This is a genomic window from Stenotrophomonas sp. EMP41 (assembly GCF_047495535.1).
GTDB classification, from domain to species: domain Bacteria; phylum Pseudomonadota; class Gammaproteobacteria; order Xanthomonadales; family Xanthomonadaceae; genus Stenotrophomonas; species Stenotrophomonas sepilia.
In genome coordinates, this window is sequence record NZ_CP179923.1 from 4158868 (window position 1) to 4185414 (window position 26547).

Below are 26547 nucleotides of genomic sequence, written 5' to 3' on the forward strand. Positions count from 1 at the left end.
GCAGGGCTGCAAGCCCTGCAGGCACCCCCCTCGTGCACAATGGGGCCGACCCCGCCTGGACACCGTCCTGATGTCGAGCAAGCCGTATTCAGAAGCCTGCGAGCGCAACCGCGAACCCATCGCCACCGCACTCGACCCGTGGATGGGCGACCGCCATCGGGTGCTGGAGATCGGCAGTGGTACCGGCCAGCACGCAGCCTTCTTCGCCGAGCGCTGGCCGTGGCTGCGCTGGCAGCCCAGCGACCATCCGGACCATCTGCCCGGCATCGAGGCCTGGCGTGCAGAGGCCGCGCTGCTGAACCTGCTGCCGGCGGTGGCGCTGCAGGTGGAGCTGCCACCTGCAACGGACCTGGACCTTCCAGGAAGCAGCGCGTTCGACGCCGCATTCAGCGCCAACACCCTGCACATCATGAGCTGGGCGCACGTGCAGGCACTGTTCGCCGCACTGCCTGCGGTACTGCGTCATGGCGCGCTGCTGGCGGTGTATGGCCCGTTCAACTACGGCGGTCGCTACACCAGCGACAGCAACGCGCAGTTCGATGCCTGGCTGAAGGCGCGCGACCCGCGCAGCGGTATCCGCGACAGCGAAGCGGTGCAGGCGCTGGCGGCGGACAACGGGTTTACCCGGTTGGGTGACGTGGCGATGCCGGCCAACAACCGGTTGCTGCTGTGGCGGCTGGGCTGAATCGCCGGTAGTGCCGCCGCTGGCCGGCACCGATTGCCAGGACGGATGCCGGCCAGCGGCCGGCATTACCTGTTCCGCGGCCTCAAGCCACCTGCACGATATGCAGCGCCTTCGGGTTGCGCCACTGCGCCAGCAGGGCCGCTTCGCGTGCCTTGGCCTGTTCGAGGTGGGCTTCCTTGACATGGCCGAAGCCGCGGATGTGCTCGGGAATACTGGCGATCTCCACCGCCAGCGACAGACGGTCATCCTCCAGCCCGTCCAGCAGCACCTGCACCGTCGCCTCGTAATCAGCAATCAGCTTGCGCTCCATGCGGCGCTCCTCGGTGCGTCCGAACACATCGAAGCGGCCGCCACGCAGGAACTTCAGTTTCGCCAACAGACCGAAGGCCTTGAACATCCACGGGCCGTATTCCTTCTTCAGCAGCCGGCCCTGCTCGTCCTTCTTCGCAAACAGCGGCGGTGCCAGATGGAAGCGCAGCTGGTAGTCGCCCTCGAACTGCTGCTGCAAGCGGCGCTGGAAGTCGCCGCTGGTGTACAGGCGCGCCACTTCGTACTCGTCCTTGTAGGCCATCAGCTTGAACAGGTAGCGCGCCACGGTCTCGGTCAGCGCAGTGGAACCGCCGATGCGGTCGGCTTCGGTGGCGCGCACGCGCGCTACCAGGTCACGGTAGCGCTTGGCGTAGGCGGCATCCTGGTACTCGACCAGGAACGCGGCGCGGCGCTCGATCATTTCATCCAGCGAGCGCGACAGGCGGGCGTCGTCCAGCGGCAGGAACGCCACGTCGCCACCGTGCGAGGGCAGGCCACGCAGTTCGCGCTCGTCGCCGGTGTTGCGCGGTGCCGCAGTGGCACCCCATTCATTGCCCTCCCACTCGCCCGGCGGCAGCGGATGCAGCGGGCCCGGGGTGGATTCGGTATCGGTATGGCGGTTGCGCACCAGGCCGGCCGCCTGCTGCACGGCCTGCGGATCGACCACGGCCAGGCGGCCCCAGGCAAAGGCCTGCTGGTTCATCGCCACGGCGGCGCCATTGAGCTCGATGGCGCGCATCAGTGAGTCGAACGACAGCGGCACCAGGCCCTGCTGCCAGGCGTAGCCGAGGATGAACAGGTTCGCGGCAATGGCATCGCCCAGCAGCGCGGTGGCCAGCTGGGTGGCATCGAGCAGCAGCGGCTCCTGGCCGCCCAGTGCCACGCGCACGCCGGCGATGATGTCGGCGGCGGGGAACTGCATGTCCGGGCGGGTGGTGAAGGTGCCCGGCATCGCTTCGTAGGTGTTCAGCACCACCTGCGAACGGCCGGCGCGCACCTTCGAAAGCGCCCAGTAGTCGTTGACCACCACCATGTCGCAGCCCAGCACCAGGTCGGCCTCGCCAGCGGCGATACGCACGGCATGGATGTCCTCAGGGCGACGGGCAATGCGGATATGCGTGGTCACCGCGCCGCCCTTCTGCGCCAGGCCGGTCTGGTCGAGCACGGTCGCACCCTTGCCTTCCAGGTGGCCGGCCATGCCCAGCAGCGCACCGATGGTCACCACGCCGGTACCGCCGACGCCGGTGATCAGGATGTTCCAGGGCTGTTCCAGGCTGCCGCGGAGAGTCGGTGCCGGCAGGTTGTCCAGCAGCGTGGAGGCATCGCGCTTGCTGCCCTTGCGCGGCTGGCCGCCGTGCACGGTGACGAAGCTCGGGCAGAACCCGTTCACGCAGGAATAGTCCTTGTTGCAGTTGGACTGGTCGATCTCGCGCTTGCGCCCGAACTCGGTTTCCTTCGGCAGCACCGACACGCAGAAGCTCTTCTTGCCGCAGTCGCCGCAACCTTCGCAGACCAGCGAGTTGATCATCACCCGCTTCTGCGGATCTTCCAGCTTGCCGCGCTTGCGGCGACGGCGCTTCTCGGTGGCACAGGTCTGTTCGTAGATCAGGATCGAAACACCCTTCACCTCGCGCAGGCGCTTCTGCACCTCATCCAGTTCGCTGCGGTCGTGGAACTCGACATCGCTGGGGAAGTGTTCGCGCTGGGCGGTCCACTTGCCGATGTTGTCCGACAGCACCACGATGGTGTGGATGCCTTCGGCGCGCATCTGCCGCGCAATGTCCGGCACGCTCAACGGGCCGTCCACCGGCTGTCCGCCGGTCATCGCCACCGCATCGTTGTAGAGGATCTTGTAGGTGATGTTCACCCCGGCAGCCACCGCCTGGCGGATCGCCAGCGAGCCGCTGTGGAAATAGGTACCGTCGCCCAGGTTCTGGAACACGTGCGGGGTGTCGGTGAACGGCGCCTGCCCGGCCCAGGTCACGCCTTCGCCGCCCATGTGGGTGAAGGTGTCGGTGCTGCGGTCCATCCAGGTCACCATGTAATGGCAACCGATGCCGGCCAGCGCACGCGAGCCTTCCGGCACGTTGGTGGACGTGTTGTGCGGGCAGCCCGAGCAGTAGTGCGGCACGCGCGGGAAGCTGGCGCGCGGCAGGGCCAGCTCGGCTTCCTTTTCCTGCATCCACTGCAGCCGCTGCTCGATCGATGCGTTGTTGAAGAACTTCTGGATGCGGCGGCCGATCACGCCGGCGATGGTGGCCGGGGTCAGCTCGCCGGTGGACGGCAGGATCCATTCGCCGCTCTCGTCATACTTGCCGACGATGGACGGGCGCTGGCCCCAGCTGGCCGGCCAGTTGAAGAACTGTTCCTTCATCTGGCGCTCGATGAAGGCACGCTTTTCCTCCACCACGATGATGTCTTCCAGGCCCTGCGCGAAGCGCGCGATGCCCTGCGGCTCCAGCGGCCAGGTCATGCCGACCTTGTACACGCGGATGCCGATGTCGGCGCAGGCGGCTTCGTCCAGGCCCAGGTATTCCAGCGCCTGCAGAACGTCCAGGTAGCTCTTGCCGGTGGTGACGATGCCCAGCCGCGCGCGCGGCGCGTCCATCACCACCTTGTCGATGCCGTTGACGCGGGCGAACGCCTGTGCGGCCTTCACCGCATAGCGGTGCAGGCGCATTTCCTGGTCCAGCGGCGGGTCCGGCCAGCGGATGTTGAGACCGCCCGAAGGCATCTCGAAGTCCTCCGGCAGCACGATGCGGCGCGCCATCGGGTCGACCTCGACCGAGGCCGATGATTCGACTGTCTCGGCGATCGTCTTGAAGCCGACCCAGCGCCCGGTATAGCGGCTCATCGCCCAGCCCAGCAGGCCCATGTCGAGGATGTCCTGCACACCGGCCGGATTCAGTACCGGCATCATCGCGCTGACGAACTCGTCCTCGCTGCCATGCGGCAGGGTCGAGCTGCGGCAGGCATGGTCATCGGCGGCCAGTGCCAGCACCCCGCCGTAGCGCGAGGTGCCAGCGGCATTGGCGTGCTTGAACACGTCGCCGCAGCGGTCCACGCCCGGGCCCTTGCCGTACCACATGCCGAACACGCCCTGCACGTTGGCGCCGGGGAACAGGTTGGTCTGCTGGGTGCCCCACACCATGGTGGCGCCCAGGTCCTCGTTCAGGCCGGGGGTGAACTTCACCTTGGCGGCGTCGAGGTGTTTGCGTGCGCGCCACAGCTCCAGGTCGAAGCCGCCCAGCGGGCTGCCACGGTAGCCACTGACGAAGCCGGCGCTGTCGATGCCCTGGTGCGCGTCGCGCAGCCGCTGCATCAGCGGCAGCTTCACCAGCGCCTGCACGCCACTCAGATAGATCCGCCCCTCGTTGCGGGTGTACTTGTGGTCGAGCGTGTAGTCACGGTCGATCAGGTCGGTGGAGGAGGGCGACGTGAGTTGCGCGGTACTGGTCATGGCTGGCCCGGTCAGGATCGGCTGGCACCGGCCGCGTGCAGGCACGCGGCGGGAAAGGCGCGAATTGTAGCAGCGAGGCCCGGCCGCCCCGGCACTCGCGCCGGCGGCCATGCTGGGGTTAGGATCGGGGAGAGAGAGAGGGAGGCTGCAGTTGCGGCCTGGGGAGAAGGGATGTCAGTTGCAGGAAAGATCCTGGGCAGCATGCTGCTGGTCTCGGGAGCGGCCCCGGTGTGGGCCGCGCCGGCGGTGCCGGCACCACAGGAGTTCTACTTCGACAGCGATGCGGCCGCCGTGCCCATGATCGTGGTCCAGTCCGACGGGGATGCGCTGGTGGCGCAGCTGCTCAAGCAGCGCGAGCGCGGCCGGCGGACCGTGGAGGCCACCGTGCAGCTGGCGTCGGTGGCCATTGCCCAGGGCCGTACCGAACTGGGTGAACAGCTGTATCGCGAAGCGCTGAAGGATGCGCCGGTGCAGGGCAGCTTGGGCCGTGGCGTGCGCTGGAACTACGGGTGGGACCTGCTGCGTCAGGGCCAGCCCGAAGCCGCCCTGGAGCAATGGCAGGCGGCTGCCGGTGGTTCGCTGAGCAAGCCGGGCTGGTTGCCACCGACCTATGCGCTGGCGCTGTGGCGGGCCGGGCGGAAGCAGGAGGCGGTGCAGTGGTATGCCGCCGCAGTGCGTACCGAGCCGACGCAATGGAGCGACAGCAGCCGCTATGCGCAGTTGTTGCCGTTGTGGCGCGACGACGAGCGTGCTTCGCTGGCGGAAGTGCAGCAGGCCTGGGCGGCCGCCCCGCCGGCCTGGCCCTGAGGGAAGGGGGGGCCGGGTTGCACCCGGCACCCGCAGAAGCAAGGGCTGGAGCCAAAGCCAAAGCCAAAGCCAAAGCCAAAGCGGGTTTCCTGAGGGATGGCGGGGCACTGTGGGTTTGCGGGGCCGCCGTAAACCCATCCATGGGGGCTTGGTCGCCGCATCCATGCGGCTCACTGATCTGCCCGGGATAGAAATCGAACTGGGGTCAGATCCGTTTTCCAGAGGAAAACGGATCTGACCCCATGCGCTCAAGAGCGGCCAGCCAACGCGAATCCACCCCGCCCGGCCAAGCGCGGCTTTTGATGTTCACAGCCAACCAGCCGCCACGAGGGGCTGCGCCGTTCGCTGGAAACCCCTCAATCGTCTGCGGAAACCGTCCGCCCCGACGCCCATGCCCGCAGTGCCTCTACCTGCTCGGCCATCAGCACCGACAGCGGTCGGGTCGCGCGGATCTCATTCATCAGCAGCTCGGTGTCCAGCGGCCGGCCTTCGGCGTGCGCTGCATACAGCCCGGCCACGATCGCCTGCTCGATCTCCGCGCCGGAGAAACCATTCGCCGCGGCCGCCAACGCCGGCAGCGCGAAGTCGTCACCATTGAGCTGGCGCCGGCCCAGGTGCAGCCGCAGCAGTTCCACGCGCACCTCCGGCGTGGGCAGGTCAACGAAGAAGATCTCGTCGAAACGGCCCTTGCGCAGCAGTTCGGCCGGCAGCTCGTGCACCTGGTTGGCCGTGGCAACGATGAACACCGGCGCCTTGCGTTCGGCCATCCAGGTCAGCAGGTAGCCGAGTACACGGCGTGATACGCCACCGTCCTCGCCACCACTGGCCAGGCCCTTCTCGATCTCGTCCATCCACAGCACGCAGGGCGCCAGCTGCTCGGCCGAGGCCAGCGCCTGGCGCAGGTTGGCCTCGGTCTCGCCGTGATACTTGTTGTACAGCGCACCCACGTCCAGGCGCAGCAGCGGTACACCGAAGCCGGCGGCGGTGGCCTTGGCCAGCATTGATTTGCCGCAGCCCTGCACGCCCAGCAGCAGCATGCCGCGCGGCGGGTCCAGGCCGGCCGGTGCCGAGCCGGCGATGAAGGCCACCCGGCGCTGGCTGATCCAGCGCTTGAGCCGGTTGGCGCCGGCCACGTCGCCGAAGCGCGCGCTGTCGTGCTCGAAGAACAGGTGGCCGCTGCGGTTGAGCAGCTCGAACTTCAGCCGTGCCAGCTGCGGCAGGTCGTCGTCGCGCAGCGCGCCATCGGCGTAGATCAGCTGGCGGGCGATGCGGCGGGCATCGACCAGGCTCAGGCCCTGCAGGTTCTTCAGGATCTTCTTCACCGCCTCGCTGTCGACCTCGACACGGCGGCCGCCGTGTTCGCGCGCATAGGCATCGGCCTCCTCGCGCAGCATCTTCAGCAGGGCGTTGGCATCGGGCAGGCGCGGGTTGAAGCGCACCGCCAGTGCTTCCAGCTCGGCCGGCAGCTCGACCTTGGCGCCGATCAGCACCAGCACGTGCGGTTCGCTGTGGCGGCGCTGGATCAGGTCGCGCAGTGCGCGCTGGTGGCTGGCATAGCCCAGGTAGGGGTGGAAATCGAGCAGCAGGTAGACACCGCGCTGGTCGGCCTGGCGGATCATCTGCAGCGCGGCGCTGGCATCGGGCGGGCCGACAGGAGGATCCTCGCGGTCCAGGTCGATGCGGCGCAGGCCCTCGGTGATGGACCAGCGGTGCAGGGCCCGCCACACGTGCATCAGCGTCTGCCGGAACAGTTCGACGATGCGCCCCTCATCCTGGGTCTCGATCACGATCAGGGGGGTATTGGCGCGGATCAGTGCGCTCAGGTCCTGCAGTTCGCTCATGCCGGTTCGATCCTTCGGGGGCGCCACGATAGCAAAGGCGATGGCCACTGGTTCAGCACGGCGCTACCTCCCGTCACCACCGCCGGTGTACGCTCGGGGCACGTACCCGGAAGCGAGGCTGGCATGAAGACGATCCTGGTGGCCGGTTCCAAGGGCGGGGTGGGCAAGACCACCGTCGCCACCCACCTGGCCGCGTACGCGGCATTGCAGGGCAAGGCCACGGTGATCGCCGATGCCGACCCGCAGGGCTCCAGCACCCGCTGGGCACAACGGCGTGCCGGGCTGGAAAGCGCGGTGCTCCCCGTCGATGTGTATCGGAAGAAGCAGTGGGCGCAGAAGCTGCCCGACGGTACCGATACCGTCATCATCGATGCACCAGCCGGTGCGCTGGCCGACGATATCCCCCATTTCCTGGACGCGGCCGATGCCGTGGTGGTGCCGGTATTGCCCTCGGCGCTGGATATCGAAGCCATCGTCGGCTTCCTCAACAGCCTGGCCCAGAACCCGCGCGTGCACAGCCGCAAGCTGCCGGTGGGGCTGGTCCTCAACCGCACCAAACCCTGGACGCAGACCTCGCAGCAGGCATTGCAGATGCTGGCCGAATGGCCGTACCCGGTGGTCGCGCAGCTGCGTGACAGCCAGAGCTACGTGGTCATGACCGGCCTGGGCCGCAGCCTGTTCGACTATCGCTCCGCCCAGGTGCGTGAACACCAGGCCGACTGGGAACCGCTGCTGTCCTGGCTCAAGCTTTGATGCCTGCCTCACTTCTCCTGCTGCATCCTCTTCTCCATGGAAACCCGCGATGCGTGAACTGATCCTGCTGCGCCATGCCCATGCCGAACCCGCCGTTTCCGGCCAGGCCGACCTCGACCGGCCGCTGTCGCCGGTAGGGCTGGCCGAAGCTGAAGCCGCCGGCAAGTGGTTGAAGGAAAACAACCTGTTGCCGGACTGCGTGCTGTGCTCGCCGTCGCGACGTACCCGTGAGACCCTGGAAGCGGTGATGACGGCCATCGGCTATGTTGAGAAGCGCCTGGAAGACCGGATCTACGAAGCCACCCCGGGCACCCTGGCGGCGCTGGTGGACGAGCGTCGCGACCTGGACCGGGTGCTGATCGTGGGCCACAACCCGGGCCTGGAGCAGCTGGTGGCCCTGATGACCGACGGCACCAGCAGCGACTACCGCGGCATGCCGCCGGGCGGCGTGGCGGTCCTCGGCTTCCCGCGCGAGGTCTCGATCGAACCGGGCGTGGCCAGCCTGAACGCGTTCTGGTGGCCGTGATCCGATGAGCCAGGCGCGGCGCAGCCGCTTTCTGCTGCCCGCGTTGCTGGCGCTTGGCCCGGCCTGGGCCGCTGTGCCCCCACCTACCCCGTTGCCGCCGGTGTCCGCCGAAGCGCCGCGGGTACTGCGCCTGGATACCCAGCGCTCGCGGATCGGTTTCGAGGTGCGGACCCGTTTCGGCCAGCGCATCGAAGGCGTGTTCCCGCACTTCGAGGGGCGCATCGAGATCCTGTCCGACGGGCGCCACCAGGTGCACCTGAAGATGTTCACCCGTTCGGTGGAGATCCCTGGCAAGGCGCGCTACACCGGCTGGATGCGCGGCGAAGAGTTCTTCGATGCCGGGCGCCATCCGGTGGTCGAGTTCGACTCGCTGCCGTACTGGCCGGAGACGGTGGAACAGGGCGGCGACATCAACGGCCGGCTGACCCTGCGCGGCGTCAGCCACCCCGAGTCGCTGCGGGTCGAGAAGGCGGAGTGCGCCCGACCCGGCTATGATTGCGATGTCGTCAGCCGCGGTACCGTGCAGCGAGGCCGGTATGGAATGGACAGCTGGCAGCTAGCCCTGAGTGACCGAGTGACCTTCGTATTACGTGCGCGCCTGAGCGAGGCGCCGAAACCGTGAACCTCCTGCTGCGTTTACTGGCGCTGGCAACGGTGTTGCTGGGCAGCGGTTGTGCATCGCTTTCGCATGCCGAGCGCGATCGTGCCGAAGCGATCGCCGTGCAGGCGCGCTCGACCGTGGTCGGCTGCCAGCGCGCCGACCGCTGCGCGCAGGACTCACCGCTGCGAGCGCTGGCCGGCCGGGCGTTCACCGAATCCACCCCCGAACAGCCGCGCCACTACGCCACCCTGCTCGACGAGGGCGAAGGTGCGCTGGTGGCGCGCCTGAACCTGCTGCGCAGCGCTACCCGCAGCATCGACCTGCAGACCTACATCTTCGACAAGGACGACAGCGCCCGGCTGGTCATCGACGAGCTGCTGGCTGCATCGCGGCGCGGGGTGAAGGTGCGCGTGCTGATCGACCAGCTCTCGGCGATCTCCGACCTGCAGATCCTCGGCGCGCTGTCCGGCGCGCACCAGAACTTCCAGCTGCGGGTCTACAACCCGACCTTCGGCAAGGCCCGGCTGAACTACTTCGACTATGCCGGCAGCGTGCTGTGCTGCTTCCGCCGCTTCAACCAGCGCATGCACAACAAGCTGCTGGTGATCGACGATGCGATCGGCGTGGTCGGTGGCCGCAACTACCAGGACGACTATTACGACTGGGACCGCGAGTACAACTTCCGCGACCGCGACGTGCTGATCGCCGGCCCGGAGGCGCGGGCGATGGCCGCCAACTTCGATGCCTTCTGGCATGCCAGGCGCAGCGTGCCGGCCGAGCGCCTGAACGATGTCGGCCGCACCCTGCTGCGCGAGGGCGTGCCGACCCTGCCGCCGGCCAGCTTCCGCCGCCCCGAGCGGGTGCAGCGGGTCAGCGCCGAAGCCAATGACATCGACTTCGTCAGCCGTTCCTTCGTCGATACCGCCTTGCCGGTGGCCTCGGTGCGCTATGTCGCCGACCTGCCGCGCAAGCACCGGCGCGAGAAGGCCGATGCGCCACTGGCGGGCCAGCACGTGACCGAGCCGCAGCTGGATGCGCTGATCGCCGGCGCGCAGGAGGAAGTGATCCTGCAGACCCCGTACCTGGTGCTGTCCAAGCCGGCGCAGAAGCTGTTCCGCGAGCTGCGCAAGCGCCCGCAGCCGCCGCGGGTAGTGGTGTCCAGCAACAGCCTGGCGGCCACCGACAACCCGATCGTGTATGCGCTGTCGTACAAGTACAAGCGGCGCAACATGCGCGAACTGGGCTTCAACATCTTCGAGTACAAGCCGTTCCCGCTGGATGCACCGGTCGACTACCGCAACCTGTTGCCTGATCCGATCGCCGCGCCCGGGGGTGACGACGACGGCGGGCGCAATCCGCTGATCGGCGGCAGCGCCGCGGGCAGCAATGCCGGCGACAGCCGCGATCGCGATGAGCACCCGGCACCCGCCGGCAAGCAGGGGGCGGTGAACCACCCGCGCACCGGCAGTGCCTACCAGAACGCACGCGAGCGCCGCCGCGCGGCCGGCAGCGAGGTCGAGACCCGCCTGCTGCGCACCGAGACCCGGCCCTCCTTCCTGGGCAGCAAGGCGGTCAACAAGCCGTTGCCGGTCACCCGCAAGGGCGCGCGCATGGGCCTGCATGCCAAGTCGCTGGTGGTCGATCGCCGCATCGGCGTGGTCGGCACCCACAACTTCGATCCGCGCAGCGAGAACTACAACACCGAAGGTGCGGTGATCATCGATGACCCGGCCTTCGCCGAGCAGCTGGCCGAGAGCATCCTGCGCGACACCCACCCGCAGAATTCGTGGACGGTGGCGCCGCGGGCCAAGCCGCCGGTGCTGTCCGGGCTCAACTACAGCGTCGGCAAGGCCTCCGAAGCACTGCCGATCCTCGACTTCTGGCCGTGGCGCTATGCCACCGACTACGAGTTCAAGCCCGGCCCGGACTGCCCGCGGCCGCTGCCCCGGCAGGACCCGGACTTCCACCGCTGCTATGTCGCCGTGGGCGATTTCCCCGAAGTCAATGTCGGCCCGAAATGGCTGCTGGTACGCATGCTGACCGCATTCGGCGCCGGCCTCGTTCCCATCCTCTGAAGGTGCCCGCATGACCCTGGTGTTCCGCGAAGCCGTTTCCCTCGAGCAGCTCAACACGCTCAGCCGCAACACCGCGATCGAGTCGCTGGGCATCGTCTTCAGCGCGGCCGGTGATGACTGGCTGCAGGCCACCATGCCGGTGGACGAGCGCACCCGCCAGCCCTACGGCATCCTGCATGGCGGCGCGTCGGTGGTGCTGGCCGAGACCCTGGGCAGCAGCGCCGGCAACCTGTGCGTGGATACTGCCAAACAGATCTGCGTAGGGCTGGAGATCAACGCCAACCATGTACGCGCCGTGCGCTCGGGCACCGTGACCGGCACCGCACGCGCACTGCACGTCGGCCGCAGCACCCAGCTGTGGGAGATCCGCATCGAGGACGAGCAGGGCCGCCTGGTGTGCATCTCGCGGCTGACCCTGGCGGTGGTGGCGGCCGGCCACGGCTGAGCCCCGGACGGCCGGTGACGGCAGCGGAACCCAGCGTTCCCCGCCGATTGCCCCGGTCGATGGGTGTTATGGCCTAAATCGGCTGGCAGCGATGACGGCCCTCCGGTATCGTGCGCGGATGACTTCCCCCACTCCGGCCCCCCGCGGCGGCGTGGCGCGTGTGTGCCGTTACCTGTACCGCGTACCGCTGCTGTTGGTCCACATCATCGTGTTCCTGCCGCTCATCCTGATCGGCATGCTTCGGCCGTGGGGCGAACTGCGCGTGGGCGAGGCGACCCTGGGGGCCAAAGTGGTCAACTGGTGGCAGGGGGGGCTGATGTGGATCTTCGGCTTCCGCCTGGTGCAGATTGGCACGCCGCTGCCCGGCGCCGTGCTGTTCGTCGCCAACCACGTCAGCTGGGTCGACATCTGCATCCTGCACAGCCAGCGCATGATGGGCTTTGTCGCCAAGCGCGAGATCGCCAGCTGGCCGCTGGTCGGCTGGCTGGCCGCGCGTGGCCAGACCATCTTCCACCAGCGCGGCAACACCGAATCGCTCGGTGGCGTGATGCAGGTGATGGCTGACCGCCTGCGCGAAGGCAAGGCGGTGGGCGTGTTCCCGGAAGGGCGCACCCGCGGCGGCCACGAAGTAGGCCCGTTCCATGCCCGCATCTTCCAGGCCGCGGTTGAAACCGGCGTGCCGGTGCAGCCGGTGGCGCTGGTGTACGGGCTCAAGGGCGATGCGCAGACCATTGTCGCGTTCGGCCCCGGTGAGAGCTTCTTCGCCAATTTCCTGCGCCTGCTCGGTGAGCCGGCGCGGCGTGCAGAAGTGCACTTCCTGGCACCGATCGGTGCGCAGGACCTGGAAGGCCGTCGGCGCATCGCGGAGACGTCGCGCGCGCGCATCGTGGCGGCCATGAGCACCGGGTGAGGGTGCGGTGGCCCTGATCCCGCCACCCGTCCTGGACGCCGGCACGCCGACGTTGCACGCGGCTGACTACCAGCCGCCGCGCTGGCTGCGCAACCCGCACCTGCAATCGATGCTCAGCTCCAGCCGCATGCGCCTGCAGCGCGGCCTGCTGCTGCTGGCCGCGACCGGCGCGATCAGCGAAGAACTGATCCTCGACGGCGGTGATGGCGTGCGCCTGCAAGGCTGGCACAGCCACATCGAAGGCCGCGAACCCAAGGGCATGGCCCTGCTGCTGCACGGCTGGGAAGGCAGCGCCGAATCCAGCTACATGCGCATGGCGGCCGCGCGCATGCTCGAACAGGGCTTCGACGTGGTGCGGCTGAACTTCCGCGACCACGGCAATACCCATCATCTCAACCCCGGCATCTTCCACTCCAACCTGATCGACGAAGTGGTGCATGCCGCGGGCGATATCGCCCAGCGCTGGCCGCAGTTGCCGCTGGTGGCCGCCGGTTACTCGCTGGGCGGCAACTTCGTGCTGCGCCTGGCCCTGCGCGCGCCGGCGGCCGGCGTGCCGCTGCTGCGCGTGGCGTCGGTATGCCCGGTGCTGGACCCAGGCTTGACCATGGAGAACATCGAGAACGGTCCGGCGATGTACGACTGGTACTTCCGCCGCAAGTGGGCCGGTTCGCTGCGGCGCAAGCGCGACCTGTTCCCCGAACTGAGCGACTGCGACGACCGCGTACTGAAACTGGACATCCGCGCGCTGACCGCCTGGCTGGTCGAGCGCCACACCAGTTTCGGTTCGTTGCAGGCCTATTTCGATGGCTACTCGATTGCCGGCGATCGGCTGTCCACGTTGCAGGTGCCGGCCGACATCCTGATGGCGCAGGACGACCCGGTGATCCCCTACGCGACCTTCAGCGACTGGCAGCTGCCGCACCAGGCGCACCTGGAAACCGCCAGCTGGGGCGGACACTGTGGCTTCCTGGAAAACTGGCGCGGTGACGGCTTCTCCGAGCGCTGGGTGGCGCAGCGCCTGCAGCGCGTGCTGCAAGGCTGAACCGGCACGGGCGCGCAGGCCGCTACAATGCGGGTTTGCCCTTGAACCGGACCGCCATGCAAGACCAGATCATCCAAGCGTTGCGCCAGAACGAGGCCGACCAGGCCGTGCAGCTGGCCCAGGCGTGGACCCGTGATGAACCCGGCCAGGCCGAGGCCCACCGCTGGCTGGCGCTTGCGCTGCAGCAGCAGGGCAAGGCCGAGGACGCGATGGAGGCCCTGCAGCAGGCGCTGCAGCTGGCCCCGGACAATGCCCAGCTGCACCTGCAGCACGCCGGCCTGCTGCTGGCCCTGCGCCAGTTCGACGGCGCAGGCGAAGCACTGACGCGCACCACCGGGCTGGACCCGAACGCATTCGCCGCGTACCTGATGCAGGCCCACCTGGCGATCGGTCGCAACGATTTCGATGAAGCGCAGCGCCTGTCCACGCTGGCCTCGCGCGTCGAACCGGACCACCCGGAGCTGCTGACCATCGATGGCATGATCGCGCTGCGCCGCGATGATGCCGATCGCGCGCTGACGCTGCTGTCGGCCGCCAACCAGGCCCTGCCCAACGACATCCGCGTGCTTTACGCACTGGGCTTCGCCTACCTGGGCAAGAACATGCTGGCCTTCGCCGAGCAGGCGTTCCGCCGCGTGCTGGAACTGAACCCGACCATCGCCTCGTTGCATGGCCTGGTGGTGCAGCTGGCCATGCGCCAGGGCAACCTGGAAGCTGCGGCGGAGGCGATGCAGATCGCGCTGCAGCAGAAAGGCCTGGATACGCCGTCGATGCGCCGCCTGGCCGGCGAACTGGCGCTGCGCAGCGGCCAGCCGCTGCAGGCGCTGGAACACCTGCTGCCGTTGCTGGAATCGGCGCCCGGCGACCGCGATGTGTTGCAGCTGCTGCTGATGTCCTGGCAGCGCCTGGGCCGCGAAGACGAGGCCCGCGCACGCCTGGATGCCGCCCTGGAGCAGCACCCGCAGCTGCACGACCTGTGGCTGGCACGCCTGGCGGTGGAGGAGGTCGGCAGTGCCACCGCCGCCGCTACGGTCGAGCGCTGGATGGACGCGATGCCGGGCCACCTGCCGGCGCTGGAAGCGCGCCTGCGGCTGCACGACATGGTGGGCGAACACGCGCAGGCCGAAGCGATCGCCGAGCGTATCGTCAGCCTCGAGCCGGGCCGCGTCAGCGGCGAGACCCGCCTGGTCGAAGGCCTGCTGCAGCGCGATCCGGCGGCCGCCATCGCCCGCGTGCAGGCGCTGATCGGCATGGCGCCGGAAGGCCACCGCGCCGACCTGCGCACCTGGCTGGGCGAGATCCAGGATCGCGCCGGGCAGCACGAAGACGCACTGCAGACCTGGCTGGCCCTGCAGGCCGACCAGGCCCCGCAGCGCCTGCCGCTGCCGCCGCAGGCCAAGGCACCGCCGAGCTGGCCGGACAAGGGCGAGATCGACGGTGATGCCACTTCCGCGCCGATCTTCCTGTGGGGGGCGCCGGGGTCGGGTGTGGAGCGCGTGGCGACCGGCCTGGCCGCGGCCAGCCCGGTGCTGCGCAGCGACCGCTATACCTCCAACGCACCCGACGACGCGTTCCAGAACTACCACACGCTGCAGGACCTCGCTTCGGGCGTGCTGACGCCGGAGCGGCTGGTGCAGCGCTGGCGCGAACAGCTGCCGTCGCGCGGCGTGCAGGACGACGCGATCATCGACTGGCTGCTGTGGTGGGACAACGCGCTGCTGTGGGCGCTGCGCCCGCAGTTGCCGCAGGGCCGCCTGCTGGTGGTGCTGCGCGACCCGCGCGACATGCTGCTGGACTGGGTGGCCTACGGTGCGGCCGCGCCGCTGGCGATGACCTCGCTGGCCGAAGCCAGCGAATGGCTGACGCGCGCACTGGCCCAGGTCGCCGCTTTGCACGAGGATGATCTGTACCCGCAGGTGCTGCTGCGCATCGACCAGATCGGCAACGATCCGCAGGCGATGGCCGATCTGCTGGGCCGCCTGTTCGAGCGGCCGATGCCGCCGGCCGCGCAGCTGGGCGCGCCGCGCTTCCCGCCGGGCCACTGGCGCAACTACCGCGACGTGATGAGCGCCGCCTTCGCCAAGCTCACCCCGATCGCGGTGCGCCTGGGTTACCCGGAAGAGTGAGGACACGCCGATGCAACTGAGCAGCCACAGCCTGACCAACGGTGCACCGATCGACCGCGAATTCGCCGCCGGCGATGCCGCAGGCTTCGCACCGGACCGCAATCCGCACCTGGCCTGGAGCGATGTGCCGGAGGGCACCCGTTCGTTCCTGCTGGTATGCGTCGATCCGGACGTGCCGACCGTGCCGGAGACGGTCGGCCGCACCGACATGAGCGTGCCACGCGACCAGCCACGCTGCGATTTCGTGCACTGGGTGATGGCCGATATCCCGGCCTCGGTGCAGGAGATCGCCGCAGGCAGCTGCAGCGACGGCTTCGTGGTGAAGGGCAAGACCACGCCGGCCGGGCCGGCCGGCAGCCGCCAGGGCCTGAACGACTTCACCGGCTGGTTCGCCGGCAACCCGGACATGGCCGGTGACTACCTGGGCTACGACGGCCCCTACCCGCCGTTCAACGACGAGCGCGTGCACCGCTACTTCTTCCGCGTGTTCGCGCTGGACGTGGCGTCGCTGCAGCTGCCGGCACGCTTCACCGCCGCCGACGCCTACCGCGCCATGCACGGCCACGTGCTGGCCGAGGCGGCACTGCACGGCACCTACACGTTGAATCCGGCGCTGGGCTGAGGCGGCATAACGGGTCGTGCCGGCCGCTGGCCGGCAACGCCCGTGTGCTGCCGGATCCGCGCATGGCAGCCGGCCAGCGGCCGGCTCTACCCACAACGAAGAAGGGCGGCCTTGCGGCCGCCCTCCACCCATCAGCCGACTGACAGTCGGCTCTGCATCACTTCTCGATGGCCGACTCGACCACCATGTCCAGCACATACGCCTGCGACGGCGCATCGGCCGGCGGATTCTTCACTTCGTAGCGCTTCACGCGCACCACGTTGCGCACGCCGTCTTCATGGGTGTAGCCCTCGATGTTGCCGTAGAAGTTCTCGAACTTGCCCGGCTCACCCTGCTTCAGGCCCTTGTCGTCGAACTTCACTTCGCGCACCTGCAGGCACTGGTAGTCCGGAATCAGCGGGTGCGAGCACTTCTGCGTCTTCGCGGCCACTTCCAGGAACACGGTTTCGCCGGCGCCGCCGTAGCGGGTTTCAGCGGTCGGTTCCGGGTTGAACACCAGCACGTCGCCCTTGGCGTTGGTCAGGGTCAGCTTGCCATCGGCATCCTGCTCGGCCTTCAGTTCGCCCTGCAGGCGGCTCGACACGGCTTCGTCCAGCGCCATCAGCGCCTTGTCGGTGCAGGCCATCATGGTCGAGGCCATCGCACTGACCGTCAGCTTGCCGTCGGCCAGGGTGTAGCCGCCGCCCATGCGGTTGCAGGTGTTGCTGACCGACAGGCGGCCGTCAGCGAAGTCCAGAGTGACCGGCTTGCCTTCGCGGGCGAACAGCGCGTCGATGCGCTTGCCGTCGGCGCCGGTGGCCTGCTGCAGCAGCCAGTGCTGGCTCTGCAGGCGCTGCGCATCCAGGTGCGCCAGCGTCTGCTGATCTGCTGCCTTGGCTGCGGCCGGGGCCACGTCGTCGCCGCCGGTGCCGGCCGGGGCCGGGGTCTGGCTGCAGGCGGCCATCAGGGCCAGCGGGAGGAGCAGGGTGAGCTTGCGGTTCATGGTGATTCTCCTTGGGGAACCGTGGGGGAAACGGGGTGGGGCCGGCCATGGGGTTACCGTGCCCCAGTGCTGTTCAGCTGCCAGAGGGCAGCCACAGCAGCAGCGCCGCGCCCAGCGCGATGCGGTAGAGGGCGAAGGCCGTGAACCTGTGCGACTTGATGTAGCCCATCAGCCACTTCACTACGACGAAGCCGGTGATGGCCGCGGCAAGGAAGGCCACGCCCACCTCGGTCCAGTTCTCGCTGCCCAGCTGCCCGTCCCTGGCCAGTTCCAGGAAGGTGTAGGCGCTGGCGGCGAACATGGTGGGAATGCCGACCAGGAACACGAACTCGGCGGCAGCGGCGCGACGGCTCAGGCCCAGCAGCATGGCCAGGAAGATCGCCGAGGCCGAGCGCGAGGTTCCGGGGAACACGCCGGCCACGACCTGTGCCAGGCCCACGCCGATCGCCACTGTCCAGGTCACCTGGTCGCGATCGGGCAGCCGCGCGGTGTAGGCCTCCACCAGCAGCATCCAGACGCCACCGATGATCAGTGCCCAGGCCACCGGGCTGACCGTCTCCGGCAGCGACCAGCCGGCCTTGCGCACCACCAGGCCGACCACGGCGGTAACCAGGAACGCAGCGCCCAGCTTGAACACGTACTCACGGTTCTCGCGCTGGTTGAAGCCGGTGGCCAGCTGCAGCAGGCGCTGGCGGAACACCAGCACCACGGCCACGATCGCGCCGGCCTGGATGACGATGTTGAAGAAGTCCGAGCGGGCACCCAGCCAGTGTTGGGCGATGAGCAGGTGGCCGGTGCTGGAGATCGGCAGGAATTCGGTCAAGCCTTCGAGGATGCCCAGCAGCAGGGCGGAGAGCAGGTCGGACATGGACGGTGCGGGCACGCGCGGCAGGAAGGAAGAAGGTCGAGAGGATAGACGATCCCTGCTGCACCAAACGGGTGCGTCTGTTGGCAAGTGCACCCGTTTGGTGCGCGGGGCAATGCACCGGTACGGGGCGCTCGGCCAAAAATCAATGACTTGCGGCCTTCGAAAAGTTGGCACGGTCATTGCTGTACCTCAGCAGGCATTCATCCCCATCCGAGGTCGTACCGATGTCCGTGGAAAACGTTGAGAAGCTGATCAAGGACAACCAGATCGAGTTCGTCGATCTGCGTTTCGTGGACATGCGTGGCGTCGAGCAGCACGTCACCTTCCCGGTCAGCATCGTCGAACCGTCGCTGTTCGAAGAAGGCAAGATGTTCGACGGCAGCTCGATCGCCGGCTGGAAGGGCATCAACGAATCGGACATGGTGCTGCTGCCGGACCCGTCCAGCGCCTACGTTGATCCGTTCTACGCCGATCCGACCCTGGTGATCAGCTGTGACATCCTCGATCCGGCCACCATGCAGGCCTATGGCCGCTGCCCGCGCGGCATCGCCAAGCGTGCCGAGGCCTACCTGAAGTCCTCCGGCATCGCCGAAACCGCGTTCTTCGGCCCGGAGCCGGAATTCTTCATCTTCGACTCGGTCCGTTTCGCCAACGAAATGGGCAACACCTTCTTCAAGGTCGACTCGGAAGAAGCGGCGTGGAACAGCGGCGCCAAGTATGACGGCGCCAACAGCGGCTACCGTCCCGGCGTGAAGGGCGGCTACTTCCCGGTTCCGCCGACCGACACCCTGCACGACCTGCGCGCCGAGATGTGCAAGACCCTGGAACAGGTCGGCATCGAAGTGGAAGTGCAGCACCACGAAGTGGCCACCGCCGGCCAGTGCGAGATCGGCACCAAGTTCAGCACCCTGGTGCAGAAGGCCGACGAGCTGCTGCGCATGAAGTACGTCATCAAGAACGTCGCGCACCGCAACGGCAAGACCGTCACCTTCATGCCCAAGCCGATCGTCGGCGACAACGGCAGCGGCATGCATGTGCACCAGTCGCTGTCCAAGGGCGGCACCAACCTGTTCTCCGGTGACGGCTACGGTGGCCTGAGCCAGCTGGCGCTGTGGTACATCGGCGGCATCTTCAAGCATGCCAAGGCCATCAATGCCTTCGCCAACTCGGGCACCAACAGCTACAAGCGCCTGGTGCCGGGCTTCGAGGCGCCGGTGATGCTGGCCTATTCGGCCCGCAACCGTTCGGCGTCGTGCCGTATTCCGTGGGTCTCCAACCCGAAGGCGCGCCGCATCGAAATGCGCTTCCCGGATCCGATCCAGTCCGGCTACCTGACCTTCACCGCGCTGATGATGGCCGGCCTGGACGGCATCAAGAACCAGATCGACCCGGGTGCACCGAGCGACAAGGACCTGTACGACCTGCCGCCGGAAGAAGAGAAGCTGATCCCGCAGGTCTGCTCCTCGCTGGACCAGGCGCTGGAAGCGCTGGACAAGGACCGCGAGTTCCTCAAGGCCGGCGGCGTGATGAGCGATGACTTCATCGACGGCTACATCGCGCTGAAGATGCAGGAAGTGACCAAGTTCCGCGCGGCCACCCACCCGCTGGAATACCAACTGTACTACGCCAGCTGACCGGACGCGATGGCGGTGGGTTCCCCCTCCCACCCGCCGCCATCGCTTCCGTTTTCGCGGCTGGGGAGCCGCGGTTGTAGGGGGTCAGATCCGTTTCGCGCCGCGAAAGGGCTCTGACCCCACCCCAGGGGCAAGAGAGAGACCGGATACGCGACCAGGGCCGCCCTCCCTCCCGCGTCGGTCGTGCAAGGAGAGAGGCACGGCCGTCCCGGCCCTGTACGTGTCCGGTGCAACAGCCACGGTCATCACCCTGATGACCTGTGGTTGCCTGATGCCAACGCGCGCTGGCGCGCTGGCCCCATCCACCATCGGGACATGCGCATGAAACTGATCTCCGCCATCATCCGACCGTTCAAGCTCGACGAGGTCCGCGAGGCCCTGTCCGATGCAGGCGTGTCGGGCATCACCGTGACCGAAGTGAAAGGTTTCGGTCGCCAGAAGGGCCACACCGAGCTGTATCGCGGCGCCGAGTACGTCGTCGATTTCCTGCCCAAGATCAAGATCGAAACGGTGGTCACCGACGAGCGTGCCGACGCGGTGATCGAAGCGATCCAGTCGTCGGCAGGCACCGGCAAGATCGGTGACGGCAAGATCTTCGTCACCGCCGTCGAACAGGTCATCCGCATCCGCACCGGCGAAATCGGTGCCGACGCGCTGTAACCCCCTTCCGGAGACTCCCCAATGAAGATGCGCCTTCTCACCGGGTGGCAGGCCCGGTTCCACCTGGTGTGCCTGTTGATGCTGCTCAGCGCGCTGGCTGCAGGTGCGTGGCCGGGCAGCGCCCATGCCCAGGCACAGGTGTCGCCGCTGCCGAGCGAAACCGTTGCGGTCGAGCCGCTGCACGATCCGGCCGCCAGCGCCGCTGCGCCGGCCGTGGCCGAAGCGGCCGCCGCCTACGATCGTGGCGACGTCGCCTGGATGCTCACCTCCACGTTGCTGGTGCTGCTGATGGTGGTGCCGGGCCTGGCCCTGTTCTACGGCGGACTGGTGCGTTCGAAGAATGTGCTGTCGGTGCTCAGCCAGATCCTGGTGGTGTTCTCGCTGGTGCTGCTGCTGTGGGTGTCCTACGGCTACAGCGCGGTGTTCAGCGCGGGCAATCCATTCTTCGGTTCGTTCACCGAATTCGCCTTCCTCAAGGGCTTCACGCCCGACTCGGTGGGCAACACGCCGATCAAGGGCCTGCCGGACTACCTGTTCGTCGCCTTCCAGTCGACCTTCGCCGGCATCACCACCGCGCTGATCGTCGGCGCATTCGCCGAGCGCATCAAGTTCCGCGCGGTGCTGCTGTTCTCGGCGCTGTGGTTCACCCTCAGCTACATCCCGATGGCACACATCGTCTGGGGCGGCGGCTACCTGGGTGAACTGGGCGCGATCGACTTCGCCGGTGGCACCGTGGTCCACATCAACGCGGGCGTGGCCGGCCTGGTTGGCGCGTGGTTCGTCGGCAAGCGCCTGGGCTACGGCCAGACCGCGCTGAAGCCGCACAACGTACCGTTTACCTACATCGGCGCCATGCTGCTGTGGGTGGGCTGGTTCGGCTTCAATGCCGGTTCCGCCGCTGCGGCCGATACGGTGGCCTCGCTGGCCTTCCTCAATACCGTGCTGGCCACCGCCGCCGCCGTGCTCGGCTGGACCCTGGTGGAAGCGATCGGCAAGGGCAAGCCGTCGGCACTGGGTGCGGCGTCGGGTGCGGTGGCCGGCCTGGTCGGCATCACCCCGGCCTGTGGCACCGTCGGGCCGCTTGGCGCGATCGTGATCGGCTTCGTCGCCGGCGTGGTCTGCGTGTGGGGCGTGACCGGTCTCAAGCGCCTGCTGAAAGTGGACGACACGGCCGACGTGTTCGGTGTGCATGGTGTCGGCGGCATCGTCGGCGCGATCCTCACCGGCGTGTTCAGTGCACAGTCGCTGGGCGGTACCAAGGCCGATCTGGATATTGCCCACCAGGTGTGGGTGCAGGTGGTCAGCGTCGGCCTGACCGTACTGTGGTCGGCGGTGGTGACCGCGGTCATCCTGCTGATGGTCAAGGTCGTGGTCGGCCTGCGCGTGACCGAAGAGGCCGAACGCACCGGCCTGGATGTGACTTCGCACGGCGAGTCTGCCTACGAGGCCTGAGGTAGCGGCGTACTGACGTGGTGGGTGCCGACCGTTGGTCGGCACCCTGGTATGCATCATCAAGCGCAATCGCGCACAATCAGGCCATGCAACCGATCCGCACCACTGTGATGCTCTCGGCCTGCCTGCTGCTGGCCGCCTGCGCTTTCACGCCACGAGAGACGCGCAACCCGCTCGCCACCTGGGTGCCGTCACCCAACCAGAACGCGCGCACGCCGGTCATCATCGTCATCCACCACACCGAGCAGAAATCGGTGCAGCAGAGCCTGCATACGTTGCGCACGGCCAACAGCGGTGGGCCGGTCAGTGCGCACTACCTGATCGGCGCCGATGGCCATCGTTACCAGCTGGTGGCCGATGAGCGCCGCGCCTGGCACGCTGGCGCCGGGCGCTGGGGCACCATCACCGATCTCAACTCGGCTTCGATCGGTATCGAGCTCGACAACGATGGCCGCAGCCCGTTCAGTGCGGCACAGATCGAATCACTGGTCCTGCTGCTGCGCGACCTCACCACCCGCCTGAACATCCCACCGCGCCAGGTGATTGGCCACGCCGATCTGGCGCCGACGCGCAAGCAGGATCCGAGCCGCTTCTTCCCCTGGCAGCAGTTGGCCGAGGCCGGCTTCGGCGTCTGGCCGCGCGCGGCCGACGGCGCGGCACCGGAGGGTTTCGACGCGTGGAATGCGCTGGCGCGCTTCGGTTACCCGCTCGGCAACCGCGAGGCCACCGTCGCCGCGTTCCATCGCCGCTTCCGTGGCCGCGACGACCTGCCGAAGACACTGGATGCCGAGGACGCGCGCATCCTGCATTCGTTGCTGCTGCAGATACCGTGACCCCGCGCATGAACGCTTGACCCCGCGCTGGGTTGCCGCCCAGCGGCCGGCACTCCACCATGGCGGCATGATCGATTCCGCTACGTTCTTCAAGCGCAAGCACTGGACCCTGTTGGCAGCGGCGGTGCTCGCCGGTTGCGCCACCACCGCTCCCCGCACGGGCTCCGAAGCGCCCACGCCGACCTCGCCGCCGGCGGCCACCTACGCCAAGGTCGACTGGAAAGCCCTGCCAGCGGTCTCCGACAGCGATCTGCAGGCCGGCTTCGTGGCTTGGCGCAGCAGCTGCGCCCGCCTGAAAAACGACGCGGTCTGGGCCAAACCCTGCGCCACCGCCGCCGCGGTATCAGACAAGGACCCGGCCGCGATCCGCCAGTTCCTGCAGCGCGACCTCGATGCCTACGCGCTGCGTGCCGGTGGCCATCAGGCCGACGGGTTGATTACCGGCTACTACGAGCCGATCTACCCCGGCAGCCTGACCCGCACCGACAAGGCGACGGTACCGGTCTACGGCACGCCCGATGATCTGATCGTGGTGCAGCTGGACAGCCTCTACCCGGAACTGAAGGGCAAGCGCCTGCGCGGGCGCGTCGAAGGCAAGGTGCTCAAGCCCTATGACGATGCCGGCACCATCGCCAGCAAGGGCGCCAAGGCGCCGGTACTGGCCTGGCTGACCGACCCGATGGACCTGCAGCTGCTGCAGATCCAGGGGTCCGGCCGCGTGCGCCTGGGCGACGGCACGCAGATTCGGCTGGCCTACGCAGAGCAGAACGGACACCCCTACCGCGCCATCGGTCGCTGGCTGGTGGACCAGGGTCAGCTGAAGAAGGAAGACGTCACCATGGACGCGATCCGCAGCTGGGCCCGGGCCAATCCCGCGCGGGTGCCTGAGCTGCTGCGCAGCAACCCCAGCTACGTGTTCTTCGTGCGCAACCCGGACAGCCCGGAGGGCCCGCGCGGTTCGCTGAACGTGCCGCTCACCGCCGGCTACAGCGTGGCGGTTGATCGTACCGTGGTGCCACTGGGCAGCCTGCTGTGGCTGTCCACCACGCGCCCGGACGGCAGCCCGGTGGTGCGCCCGGTGGCCGCGCAGGACACCGGCGGCGCCATTGCCGGCGAAGTGCGCGCCGACCTGTACTGGGGCAGCGGCGATGCCGCCGGCAAGCTGGCTGGCGACATGAAGCAGAAGGGCAACATCTGGATGCTGTGGCCGAAGGGCGTGCCCCTGCCGAACTGAAGCAGCAGGGGTCGGATCCCTTCCAAAGGGAAGGGCTCTGACCCCGGATGCCTGATAATGGCGCCATTCCGTACTTTCCGGCCGCGCCTGCGGCCAGGGCTCCTGCAATGACCTACGCAAAGCACAACGCAAGATCCGGCGCGAAATCCGCCGCAAAGAAGTACTACAAGCACTGGGCCGAATCGGGCCTGGGCAAGGGCAACGTGCTGATGGAAGCGCGCGGCGAGAAGATCGTGCGGCAGGTGGAAATCTACGGCACCAAGATGGTCTGGGCCGACGAGCATGCCCACAGCGACGACCGCTTCCTGCTGGCCGACCAGCCGGTGTCGTTCCTGGATTTCGACGAGGACGACGAAATCTCCGCGCGCGAATTCGAAAGCGCCTGGAAGAAGGCCCGGGAAGCCACCGGCTACCCGGTGTAATCCCCCCGGCACCCGCCCTTGCAGCGCCGAGCCTTGCTCGACGCTGCAAAAGCGGGCGTGTGAAATGTTATATGATTACATTTCACCGTAACCGCCCCTTCCCATGAAGACTCCCACCCTGGTGGCCGCCCTCGCGGCCGCACCGTTCGCCCCTGAAGCACTCGCACAGTCTGCCGACGCCGCGCTCACCCTCGGCAAGGTGCAGGTACATCAGCACGGCGAAGGCCAGCTCAGCGCGCACCAGGTGTTGACCTCGGTGGACGTGCTGGGTGCAGACCAGATCGAAAGCCGCAACGTCTCGCACAGCTGGGAACTGCTCGGGCAGATGCCCGGCATCCAGCTCACCGAAACCCGGCAGGGCGCCGAATCGGGCAAGGTCAGCTTCCGCGCCTTCAACGGCGAGGGCTACCTCAACGCCATCAAGACGCTGATCGACGGCATCCCCAGCAACGTCAACAGCGGCAACCAGCGCTTCATCGACATGCTGTTTCCGCTGGACATCAGCTACATCGAAGTGGTGCGTGGTACCAACGACCCGCGCTACGGCCTGCACAACATCGGCGGCAACGTGAACTTCGGCACGCGCCAGGGCGGCAGCTACACCGATGCGCGGCTGGCCTACGGCAGCTATAACACCCGCGATGCGCAGCTGGCAGTCGGCCGTGAAGCCAATGGCTTCGCGCAGAACTATTTCGTCGGCACCCAGGCCAGCGACGGCTACCGCGACCACGACACCTCGAAGAAATATTCGCTGGGCGGCAAGTGGTTCTACGGCTCGCTGGACGACGGCCTGCGCGTGGGACTGACCGCGCGCGCGTACCACCACGAAGCCGACGAACCCGGCTTCATGACCGCCGACGAGCTGCGCACGCATCGCCGTGGCAGCGACCTGCGCAACGGCAACGATGGCGATGACCGCGACATGCGCCAGATCGCCGTGCACCTCGACCTGAAGCTGTCCGACGCGCTCACCTTCGGCACGCGGCTGTACTACAACCGCTATGAAGACGACCGCCGCGTGACCTTCAGCGACCTGCCCACCGGCAACCTGCCGCGCCAGCGCCGCGTGTGGGACGAGCGGCAGCATGGCCTGCTCAGCACGCTGACCTGGCAGGCCAGCCCCACGCTTACTGTCGAGGGCGGCCTGAACTACGAGCAGCAGGACAACGGCTACCTCCGCGAGCGCTACGCCTACGCCGAACCCACTGATTTCGGCCAGCCCCCGGCGCGGGTGCAGAACAACGATCGCCACAGCTTCGACAACTGGGGTGCCTACGTACAGGCCATCTACCAGCCGGTCGAGGCCTGGAAGATCGTGCCGGCCTACCGCGTCGACCGTTTCAGTGGCCGCACGCACCTGATGAACGGCATCACCGCTCGGCTGCAGGATTACGGCAGCATCGGCCAGCCCAAGCTGAGCATCATCCACAGCCTGGGCCAGACCACTCACGTCTACGCGAACTGGGGCCGCACCTTCCAGGTGCTGACCGGGTCTACCGCACCGGCCTACCTCACCCCGGGACAGGCACCGATGCAGCCGTCCACCAACACCGGCATGGAGCTGGGCCTGAAATTCCAGCCGTTTGCCGGCAGCCAGGCACGCCTCGCGGTGTGGCAGCAGGACGCGGAAAACGAGGTGTCCAACATGCCGGCCACCGGCACCACGGTCACCCTGGGCAAGACCCGCCGGCGCGGCGTGGATGCGCAGCTGAGCCTGCAACTGGGCGACGACTGGACGGTATGGGCGTCGCACGCCTACCAGGAAGCGAAGATCACCCGCGACGACCGCGATGCCAGCATTTCCCTGCAGGGCCGGGAAGTGGCCGCCACCCCGCGCCACATCAGCAATCTGGGCGTGGACTACCGCGCCACGGATGCGCTGCGGCTGGGCCTGCAGGCGCGTGCACAGGGTGATTACTACCTGGAAGAGCGCAACGTGGCCGGCAAGTTCGGAGGCTTCGCCGTGCTCGACCTCAGCGCGGCCTACCAACTCACCCCGCGTTTCAGCGTGGACCTGCAGCTGAAGAACGTTACCGGCCGCGAGTACGCCTACGCCTGGTACGACAGCTTCTTCTGGGACAGCGCCCGCCCGATGTTCTCGCCGGCCCCGGGTCGCAGCGTGTTCGTCGGCCTCAACATGAAGCTGTAACCGGCCACGCATCTGGTAGTGGTCGAGCTTGCTCGACCTGCGGCAGGGGTCAGAGCCCTTTCCAGGCGGAAAGGGATCCGACCCCGGACCCCGCAGCGCCTGCGGTCAGAT

Annotated in this window: 22 protein-coding genes; 18 read left to right on the forward strand and 4 right to left on the reverse strand. The window is 67.9% G+C overall.

Features of this window, described 5'->3' with window-relative positions; genetic code table 11:
- The first annotated feature begins 70 nt into the window (after window positions 1-70).
- Window positions 71-685, forward strand: coding sequence for a DUF938 domain-containing protein (locus tag ACMGRF_RS18980; RefSeq protein ID WP_414485479.1), 615 nt, complete (start codon window positions 71-73; stop codon window positions 683-685).
- Between the two features lie 82 nt (window positions 686-767).
- Here ACMGRF_RS18980 and ACMGRF_RS18985 read toward each other — a convergent pair whose 3' ends face one another.
- On the reverse strand, window positions 768-4454 hold the full coding sequence (locus ACMGRF_RS18985) for an indolepyruvate ferredoxin oxidoreductase family protein (protein ID WP_414485480.1): 3687 nt from the start codon (window positions 4452-4454) through the stop codon (window positions 768-770).
- Window positions 4455-4625: 171 nt separating this feature from the next.
- Between ACMGRF_RS18985 and ACMGRF_RS18990 the strand changes: the two genes are divergently transcribed.
- Window positions 4626-5261, forward strand: a complete 636-nt coding sequence (locus ACMGRF_RS18990) for a tetratricopeptide repeat protein (protein WP_049414456.1) — start codon at window positions 4626-4628, stop codon at window positions 5259-5261.
- Between the two features lie 356 nt (window positions 5262-5617).
- Here ACMGRF_RS18990 and ACMGRF_RS18995 read toward each other — a convergent pair whose 3' ends face one another.
- A complete protein-coding gene (locus ACMGRF_RS18995; RefSeq protein ID WP_005420987.1) occupies window positions 5618-7102 on the reverse strand; it encodes an AAA family ATPase in 1485 nt (494 codons plus the stop codon).
- 123 nt (window positions 7103-7225) lie between these two features.
- Between ACMGRF_RS18995 and ACMGRF_RS19000 the strand changes: the two genes are divergently transcribed.
- The 9 genes from ACMGRF_RS19000 to ACMGRF_RS19040 all read left to right on the forward strand — a co-directional run bounded on the left by ACMGRF_RS19000 (window position 7226) and on the right by ACMGRF_RS19040 (window position 16202).
- Window positions 7226-7855 carry a ParA family protein gene (locus ACMGRF_RS19000; protein WP_049414457.1) on the forward strand — a complete coding sequence of 210 codons (630 nt, stop codon included), beginning with the start codon at window positions 7226-7228 and terminating at the stop codon, window positions 7853-7855.
- Between the two features lie 49 nt (window positions 7856-7904).
- Window positions 7905-8381, forward strand: a complete 477-nt coding sequence (locus tag ACMGRF_RS19005) for a SixA phosphatase family protein (RefSeq protein WP_005420985.1) — start codon at window positions 7905-7907, stop codon at window positions 8379-8381.
- Between the two features lie 4 nt (window positions 8382-8385).
- Window positions 8386-9003, forward strand: coding sequence for a YceI family protein (locus ACMGRF_RS19010; protein WP_005420984.1), 618 nt, complete (start codon window positions 8386-8388; stop codon window positions 9001-9003).
- Window positions 9000-11057, forward strand: coding sequence for a phospholipase D family protein (locus ACMGRF_RS19015; RefSeq protein ID WP_049414458.1), 2058 nt, complete (start codon window positions 9000-9002; stop codon window positions 11055-11057). Before ACMGRF_RS19010 ends, ACMGRF_RS19015 begins: the two co-directional genes overlap by 4 nt.
- 10 nt (window positions 11058-11067) lie before the next feature.
- Window positions 11068-11502: a hotdog fold thioesterase gene (locus ACMGRF_RS19020; RefSeq protein WP_049414459.1), complete on the forward strand. Its 435-nt coding sequence runs from the start codon at window positions 11068-11070 to the stop codon at window positions 11500-11502.
- 118 nt (window positions 11503-11620) lie between these two features.
- Window positions 11621-12412, forward strand: coding sequence for a lysophospholipid acyltransferase family protein (locus tag ACMGRF_RS19025; protein ID WP_032954710.1), 792 nt, complete (start codon window positions 11621-11623; stop codon window positions 12410-12412).
- Between the two features lie 52 nt (window positions 12413-12464).
- Window positions 12465-13454, forward strand: coding sequence for a YheT family hydrolase (locus tag ACMGRF_RS19030; protein ID WP_049414470.1), 990 nt, complete (start codon window positions 12465-12467; stop codon window positions 13452-13454).
- A gap of 56 nt (window positions 13455-13510) precedes the next feature.
- A complete protein-coding gene (locus tag ACMGRF_RS19035; RefSeq protein WP_414485481.1) occupies window positions 13511-15580 on the forward strand; it encodes a tetratricopeptide repeat protein in 2070 nt (689 codons plus the stop codon).
- 10 nt (window positions 15581-15590) lie between these two features.
- The gene (locus ACMGRF_RS19040) at window positions 15591-16202 is read left to right on the forward strand and encodes a YbhB/YbcL family Raf kinase inhibitor-like protein (protein ID WP_049414462.1); all 612 of its coding nucleotides are present in this window, start codon (window positions 15591-15593) and stop codon (window positions 16200-16202) included.
- 157 nt (window positions 16203-16359) lie between these two features.
- On the opposite strand, the gene ACMGRF_RS19045 is transcribed toward ACMGRF_RS19040, so the two are convergent.
- Both ACMGRF_RS19045 and ACMGRF_RS19050 read right to left on the reverse strand, forming a co-directional pair.
- A complete protein-coding gene (locus ACMGRF_RS19045; protein WP_049414463.1) occupies window positions 16360-17184 on the reverse strand; it encodes an META and DUF4377 domain-containing protein in 825 nt (274 codons plus the stop codon).
- Window positions 17185-17257: 73 nt separating this feature from the next.
- Window positions 17258-18052: an undecaprenyl-diphosphate phosphatase gene (locus ACMGRF_RS19050; RefSeq protein WP_049414464.1), complete on the reverse strand. Its 795-nt coding sequence runs from the start codon at window positions 18050-18052 to the stop codon at window positions 17258-17260.
- Between the two features lie 224 nt (window positions 18053-18276).
- Between ACMGRF_RS19050 and glnA the strand changes: the two genes are divergently transcribed.
- The 7 genes from glnA (at window position 18277) to ACMGRF_RS19085 (ending at window position 26436) form a co-directional block, all read left to right on the forward strand.
- Complete coding sequence (gene glnA, locus ACMGRF_RS19055; RefSeq protein WP_019661939.1) at window positions 18277-19686, forward strand: type I glutamate--ammonia ligase; 1410 nt, start codon at window positions 18277-18279, stop codon at window positions 19684-19686.
- 321 nt (window positions 19687-20007) lie between these two features.
- Window positions 20008-20346 carry a P-II family nitrogen regulator gene (locus ACMGRF_RS19060; RefSeq protein ID WP_004134334.1) on the forward strand — a complete coding sequence of 113 codons (339 nt, stop codon included), beginning with the start codon at window positions 20008-20010 and terminating at the stop codon, window positions 20344-20346.
- A gap of 21 nt (window positions 20347-20367) precedes the next feature.
- Window positions 20368-21798, forward strand: a complete 1431-nt coding sequence (locus ACMGRF_RS19065) for an ammonium transporter (protein ID WP_049439776.1) — start codon at window positions 20368-20370, stop codon at window positions 21796-21798.
- A gap of 86 nt (window positions 21799-21884) precedes the next feature.
- Window positions 21885-22631, forward strand: coding sequence for an N-acetylmuramoyl-L-alanine amidase (locus ACMGRF_RS19070; protein WP_111191716.1), 747 nt, complete (start codon window positions 21885-21887; stop codon window positions 22629-22631).
- A gap of 67 nt (window positions 22632-22698) precedes the next feature.
- Window positions 22699-23865 carry a murein transglycosylase A gene (locus ACMGRF_RS19075; RefSeq protein WP_111191727.1) on the forward strand — a complete coding sequence of 389 codons (1167 nt, stop codon included), beginning with the start codon at window positions 22699-22701 and terminating at the stop codon, window positions 23863-23865.
- A gap of 107 nt (window positions 23866-23972) precedes the next feature.
- The gene (locus ACMGRF_RS19080; RefSeq protein WP_008268793.1) at window positions 23973-24287 is read left to right on the forward strand and encodes a hypothetical protein; all 315 of its coding nucleotides are present in this window, start codon (window positions 23973-23975) and stop codon (window positions 24285-24287) included.
- A 103-nt stretch (window positions 24288-24390) separates the two neighbouring features.
- Complete coding sequence (locus tag ACMGRF_RS19085; protein WP_414485482.1) at window positions 24391-26436, forward strand: TonB-dependent receptor; 2046 nt, start codon at window positions 24391-24393, stop codon at window positions 26434-26436.
- Window positions 26437-26547 lie beyond the last annotated feature (111 nt).

Excerpts from the sequence above, each read along its gene's own strand:
- ACMGRF_RS18980 (WP_414485479.1), top strand. The coding sequence starts at position 71 with ATGTCGAGCAAGCCGTATTCAGAAGCCTGCGAGCGCAACCGCGAACCC.
- ACMGRF_RS18985 (WP_414485480.1), bottom strand. The coding sequence starts at position 4,454 with ATGACCAGTACCGCGCAACTCACGTCGCCCTCCTCCACCGACCTGATC.
- ACMGRF_RS18990 (WP_049414456.1), top strand. The coding sequence starts at position 4,626 with ATGTCAGTTGCAGGAAAGATCCTGGGCAGCATGCTGCTGGTCTCGGGA.
- ACMGRF_RS18995 (WP_005420987.1), bottom strand. The coding sequence starts at position 7,102 with ATGAGCGAACTGCAGGACCTGAGCGCACTGATCCGCGCCAATACCCCC.
- ACMGRF_RS19000 (WP_049414457.1), top strand. The coding sequence starts at position 7,226 with ATGAAGACGATCCTGGTGGCCGGTTCCAAGGGCGGGGTGGGCAAGACC.
- ACMGRF_RS19005 (WP_005420985.1), top strand. The coding sequence starts at position 7,905 with ATGCGTGAACTGATCCTGCTGCGCCATGCCCATGCCGAACCCGCCGTT.
- ACMGRF_RS19010 (WP_005420984.1), top strand. The coding sequence starts at position 8,386 with ATGAGCCAGGCGCGGCGCAGCCGCTTTCTGCTGCCCGCGTTGCTGGCG.
- ACMGRF_RS19020 (WP_049414459.1), top strand. The coding sequence starts at position 11,068 with ATGACCCTGGTGTTCCGCGAAGCCGTTTCCCTCGAGCAGCTCAACACG.
- ACMGRF_RS19025 (WP_032954710.1), top strand. The coding sequence starts at position 11,621 with ATGACTTCCCCCACTCCGGCCCCCCGCGGCGGCGTGGCGCGTGTGTGC.
- ACMGRF_RS19035 (WP_414485481.1), top strand. The coding sequence starts at position 13,511 with ATGCAAGACCAGATCATCCAAGCGTTGCGCCAGAACGAGGCCGACCAG.
- ACMGRF_RS19040 (WP_049414462.1), top strand. The coding sequence starts at position 15,591 with ATGCAACTGAGCAGCCACAGCCTGACCAACGGTGCACCGATCGACCGC.
- ACMGRF_RS19045 (WP_049414463.1), bottom strand. The coding sequence starts at position 17,184 with ATGAACCGCAAGCTCACCCTGCTCCTCCCGCTGGCCCTGATGGCCGCC.
- ACMGRF_RS19050 (WP_049414464.1), bottom strand. The coding sequence starts at position 18,052 with ATGTCCGACCTGCTCTCCGCCCTGCTGCTGGGCATCCTCGAAGGCTTG.
- glnA (WP_019661939.1), top strand. The coding sequence starts at position 18,277 with ATGTCCGTGGAAAACGTTGAGAAGCTGATCAAGGACAACCAGATCGAG.
- ACMGRF_RS19060 (WP_004134334.1), top strand. The coding sequence starts at position 20,008 with ATGAAACTGATCTCCGCCATCATCCGACCGTTCAAGCTCGACGAGGTC.
- ACMGRF_RS19065 (WP_049439776.1), top strand. The coding sequence starts at position 20,368 with ATGAAGATGCGCCTTCTCACCGGGTGGCAGGCCCGGTTCCACCTGGTG.
- ACMGRF_RS19070 (WP_111191716.1), top strand. The coding sequence starts at position 21,885 with ATGCAACCGATCCGCACCACTGTGATGCTCTCGGCCTGCCTGCTGCTG.
- ACMGRF_RS19075 (WP_111191727.1), top strand. The coding sequence starts at position 22,699 with ATGATCGATTCCGCTACGTTCTTCAAGCGCAAGCACTGGACCCTGTTG.
- ACMGRF_RS19080 (WP_008268793.1), top strand. The coding sequence starts at position 23,973 with ATGACCTACGCAAAGCACAACGCAAGATCCGGCGCGAAATCCGCCGCA.
- ACMGRF_RS19085 (WP_414485482.1), top strand. The coding sequence starts at position 24,391 with ATGAAGACTCCCACCCTGGTGGCCGCCCTCGCGGCCGCACCGTTCGCC.